The sequence below is a fragment of the uncultured Leptotrichia sp. genome (assembly GCF_938036635.1).
In the GTDB taxonomy this organism is placed as follows: Bacteria; Fusobacteriota; Fusobacteriia; order Fusobacteriales; family Leptotrichiaceae; genus Leptotrichia; species Leptotrichia hongkongensis.
In genome coordinates this window covers 1-4678 of the sequence record NZ_CALHQO010000087.1, presented here as the reverse complement: position 1 = coordinate 4678, position 4678 = coordinate 1, and the positions used below count along the sequence as shown (strand labels likewise).

Sequence of the window (4678 nt, the reverse complement as noted above, 5' to 3'; positions counted from 1 at the left end):
AATTTAAAAATCTTTTATTTTTGTACTTAAGGATTAAACTGTAAAATGATTGTTAAATAAAATTAATAAAAGGAAATAATTGAGGTGGTAAAAATGAGTAAAGATGTAAATGTTGAAAATATGTATGAAGGGAAAAATATTGGAATCATACTGAATAAAACAAAGTTAGAGAATTTTGTGATTCAGGAATTTGTGTTGGATGAAAATATTAATGAACATCAGAAACTGGAAATTCAATTGGAAATGGATGATGAGCAGAGAAAAAATTTGGAAAGAATTATTGAAAAGGAAGATGTTGGGATTGAAATTGAGCTTGCTAATGTAGATAAGGATGTCAAAAGAAGAGTTTTTAGTGGGATTGTTGATTATTTTGAGATTTTGGATTATGGGAGTTACGGGTGCAGAATTTTGATGAGAGCGTTTTCTAAAAGTGTGCTTTTTGACAGGAAAAATGAGAAGAAGTATCGGGTTTTTCAGGATAGGAATTTAATGTTTTCAGATATAATTGATGAGATTAATAAGGATTATGCTGATAAAAAGTTGGAAATAAAATATTCTGATATTGCGAAAAAGCAGATAGGCAGTTTGATTGTTCAGTTTGATGAAACAGACTGGGAATTTTTGGTAAGACTTGCAAGTCAATTAAAAACTGGGATGTTTGTAATTGAACAGGGGATAATATTGTTTGGAATGGTGGAAATGGGAGAAATTAAGAAGGAAAATAAATATTTTTCAGATTATTCGCTGGTAAGAGATTATAAAAATCTATATTATAAAGTGCAGTCAAATAAAGTAATAAATTTGGGAGATACTGTTTCTATTTCTGAAAATGCTGTAGAAAATGAAGAAAATGATAAAGATTCTAGTGGGAATAAAGGCAATTTTTCTGTATTAAAAACTAGGATATTTTTGAAGGATTTTATTTTAAAAAGTGAATTTTTAGCAACGGATATGAAGAGTTATCACATATTCAAGAAATATAATGAAAAAATAAAAGGGTGCAGAATTGAAGCAAATGTTGAGCGGGTGTTTGAAGATGGTGGAATTGCGAAAATGGAAGTCAGATTTGCAGAGGGGCTGAAAAAAATTGTTCAGGAAAGAAGCAATGAGGAAAGTAATGACAAAGCGTACGATGATTATGGAATAAAAAGATTTCCATTAAGTTATCAGACTTTTTATTCGCAGACAAATACTGGATTTTTCTGTACTCCTGAAGTAAATGATACTGTGGAAGTTTATTTTCCAAATGAAGACGAGCGATTTGCAAAAGTGTCATGGGCAATAAACAATAAAGGAAATGGAAGGTTTAGCGATTATACCAAAAGAAATTTTCAGGTTAATCAGAGTGATTTTAATTTTAGCTTGAATTTGAACACTTTTGAAGTGAAAATGGCTGAGAAATATAGTGTAGAATCACCAAATATAGTTGAAAATGCAGATAATTTTGTAAATAAGGCTAATCAAAATATGATAGTGGCTTCTAATAATTATTTGGGGATAGAGTCGATTGGGGATGCTGATTTTTATGGCTCTAAGATAAATATTATTGGGAAAGAGAAGGAAATAACGATGGAATCATTAAGTTCAGATGTTAGAATTAAAGGGAAAAAAGTTCACAGTAATTAATAGCAGTTAATAAAAAAATACAGGAGAATAATAAGATTAGTTAAAGCTTACTGTTCTTCCTGTATTGAAAAGATTTTAGTATAATTTATTTTTTTCTTTTGTTTCTTATAAATTGTATAAAAGTTATAATTTCCTGTTTTTCTGTATCTGTGTAATTTTGGGAGTTTAAAACATATTCATCTAAATCATCATCTGGAATTAAATCAGTTTGCCGATTTAAGAAATAACTTGTGATTGCTCCCGTAATCATTCCAAAAGTTCCCATTCCAACCAGTATCAGAAAAATAGCAATTATTCTTCCAATAAATGTATGCGGATAGACATCTCCATAACCAACAGTAGTTGCAGTTATAAAAGCCCACCATAGGCTATTAAAATAAGAGAGTTTTTCGACATAGGAAACTATTAGGGCAGATACTATGATTCCAAGTACAGCAAATATTAACAAATAAATAAGTCCATTTGCTCTCAAGATTTTTTTTATTTTTTTGTAGAATTTTTTTACAGACAAATAAGCTTTTGTCAGTTTTAAATGCTTAAAAACTCTTGCTAAACGTCTAATCTTAAAAATTCTGAATAGCCTAAAAATAGAATAATACGGAATAATTGAGATTAAATCAGGAATATTGCTTTCAATAAAATCTAATTTATTGTCTGAATTTGTAAAACGTATAAAATAATCCACTGCAAAAATTAAATAAATTGATACATCAATAAATTCCAGGATTGGATTATTAAAAATGCTAATATCGCCGTGTAAATCTAAAAGTGTAGTGACAAAGCTGTATAATGCCAAGAAAATAAAAATAACCTGATAACTTATACGAAATCTTTTGTTTTTATGTAATTTTTCAATTTTCTTTTTCATAAAAACTCCTGTTTTATTTAATAACTTTTCTATATGTTACTAATAACGGATTCCAAACACTTGCATTTGTTGGAGAATATGCAAAGTCAATTTCTATGAATTTTTCAATAGGTGTTTCAAGAGCAATAACAATAGCCATTTGATCTACAAATTGTGCTACTGCTTCTTTTCCTACCATTGCTCCACCAAGAACAATTTTTCTGTCTTTATCGTAAATAATTTCGGCACTTGCAGGAACAGAGTCTTCAAAGCCAGAATTTTTATACATTGCTTTCATTGAAACTACATCGGCATTGTATCCTAATTGCAGAGCTTCTTTTAGAGAAAGTCCAGTTTGTGCTAGTTTTACATCATAAAATGAAGTTGCAAAAGAACGGATTAACCCTTTCCAGCTCACATCTTTTCCAGATAAGTGTTTTGCAAGGAACATTCCATGCTTGTTTGCTACATCTCCAAATGGAGCATATAAATTTCTATCAGTTTTGTAATATTTGTTAAAAACGCAATCTCCAATGGCATATACATCTTTAATATTTGTCTCAAATTTATCATTTACAACAATTTTCCCAGAATCAGTTTTTAATTCTTTCGGCAAGAAATCAATGTTTGGAGTAATTCCAATACTAAATAGTGCAATATCAAAGTCTACAGTTTCCCCATTATCCAATTTTACTGATTTTGCTATATTATTTTCAGAAATTATTTCTGAAACGCCAGAGTTTAATTTTAATTCAACATCATTATTTTCTATTTCTTTATAAATTCTTTTTTTCAAGTTTTCAGAAACATTTGGAAAAATTTGATCAGCCTTTTCAATAAGTGTAACGTTTAATCCATTTTTTCTGAATGATTCAGCCATTTCAAGCCCAATGAAACCAGCTCCTACGACAACTGCATTTTTTAATTTTGATTTATTTTCGTTAAGATAATCTTTTATTTTAAAGGCATGTTCTGCGTGAGATAGAGTAAATACATTTTCCAGATCCTTTGAATATCCAGCAATATTTGGCACAAATGATTTTGCTCCAACGGCAATTACCAATTTGTCGTAAAAGATTATTCCATTAATTTCATTTCCTTTTACTGTTATAGTTTTATTTTGAAAATTTATTTCTGTAACTTCATGATGAATTTTTACTTCAATTCCACGATTTATAAAATCTTCCGGTGTTCCGTGAAGAACATCACTTTTTTTCAATTCATCAGCGATAAAATAGGGTGTTGGACATCCAGCCCAAGCCACATAAGAGGATTTTTCAAATAAAATAACCTCATCTTCAGGATTTGCTTTTTTATATTGAGTCGAAAACATCATTCCAGCTGCTCCGCCTCCGATTACAACTATTTTCATAATATTTTTTGTATGATAATTTAAGAATCATACACTCCTTTCATTTTATTATTTTTATTTTTGATTCATTTTGTTAAACAAATATCTAAGTCTGCTTGCTACCATGTTTATACCGACTTTGTTGTCTTTTCCACGTGGAATTATAACATCAGCATATCTTTTGGAAGGTTCAACAAACTCCAAGTGCATAGGCTTTACAGTATCAATATATTGATTTTTTATACTTTCAAAACTTCTTGCCCGCTCGTTTAAATCCCTTTCAATTCTTCTAAGCAGCCTTTCATCATCATCAGTGTCAACAAAAATTTTTGTATCAAAAAGACTTCTGATTTTTTCCATTGCAAGTACTAAAATACCTTCAACAATGATTATATTTGCAGGTTCAATATGCTGAGTTTCATTAACTCTGTTGTGAACCTGAAAATCATAAATAGGCTTTTCGATAGATTTTCCATCTTTTAATGCCAGTATATGCTTTTCCAGCAAGTTAAAATCAATTGCATCAGGATGATCATAATTTAACTTAGCCCTTTCTTCATAAGTTAGATGATCATTTCTCTTATAATAAGAATCCTGTTCCAGCAAAATCGAATGAATTCCCGTTCTTTCTAAATTTTTGATAATAGCTTGAGTTACACTAGTCTTACCAGAACCAGTACCTCCAGCAATTCCAACAATTATAGTTTGATAGCTCATAAAAATATTTCCTCCTGAATAGATTTTTGTAATTTTTGAATTTTTTAGAAGAATTATATCTTGTTGTATTTTTTAATAATTTTATCATTTTTTTTGAAGTTTTACAATAATGTAAAGGTTTAAAATTTTATATTTTT

The 4678-nt window shown here is 29.2% G+C and carries 4 protein-coding genes; 1 reads left to right on the top strand and 3 read right to left on the bottom strand.

All coding sequences use genetic code 11. The annotated features are described in order from the left end of the window. The first annotated feature begins 93 nt into the window (after positions 1-93). Positions 94-1626 carry a contractile injection system protein, VgrG/Pvc8 family gene (locus Q0370_RS01650; RefSeq protein ID WP_299571234.1) on the top strand — a complete coding sequence of 511 codons (1533 nt, stop codon included), beginning with the start codon at positions 94-96 and terminating at the stop codon, positions 1624-1626. An 85-nt stretch (positions 1627-1711) separates the two neighbouring features. Here Q0370_RS01650 and Q0370_RS01645 read toward each other — a convergent pair whose 3' ends face one another. The 3 genes from Q0370_RS01645 to udk are packed head-to-tail and all read right to left on the bottom strand — an operon-like array spanning position 1712 to position 4541. Continuing rightward, on the bottom strand, positions 1712-2494 hold the full coding sequence (locus tag Q0370_RS01645; RefSeq protein ID WP_299571231.1) for a potassium channel family protein: 783 nt from the start codon (positions 2492-2494) through the stop codon (positions 1712-1714). Positions 2495-2507: 13 nt separating this feature from the next. Next, positions 2508-3845, bottom strand: coding sequence for an FAD-dependent oxidoreductase (locus Q0370_RS01640; RefSeq protein ID WP_299571228.1), 1338 nt, complete (start codon positions 3843-3845; stop codon positions 2508-2510). A 54-nt stretch (positions 3846-3899) separates the two neighbouring features. Then, positions 3900-4541, bottom strand: coding sequence for a uridine kinase (gene udk, locus Q0370_RS01635; protein ID WP_021743808.1), 642 nt, complete (start codon positions 4539-4541; stop codon positions 3900-3902). Between the last annotated feature and the right edge of the window lie 137 nt (positions 4542-4678).

What these genes read in the sequence shown, in the direction of transcription:
- Q0370_RS01650 (WP_299571234.1), top strand. Translation starts at nt 94, where the DNA reads ATGAGTAAAGATGTAAATGTTGAAAATATGTATGAAGGGAAAAATATT.
- Q0370_RS01645 (WP_299571231.1), bottom strand. Translation starts at nt 2,494, where the DNA reads ATGAAAAAGAAAATTGAAAAATTACATAAAAACAAAAGATTTCGTATA.
- Q0370_RS01640 (WP_299571228.1), bottom strand. Translation starts at nt 3,845, where the DNA reads ATGAAAATAGTTGTAATCGGAGGCGGAGCAGCTGGAATGATGTTTTCG.
- udk (WP_021743808.1), bottom strand. Translation starts at nt 4,541, where the DNA reads ATGAGCTATCAAACTATAATTGTTGGAATTGCTGGAGGTACTGGTTCT.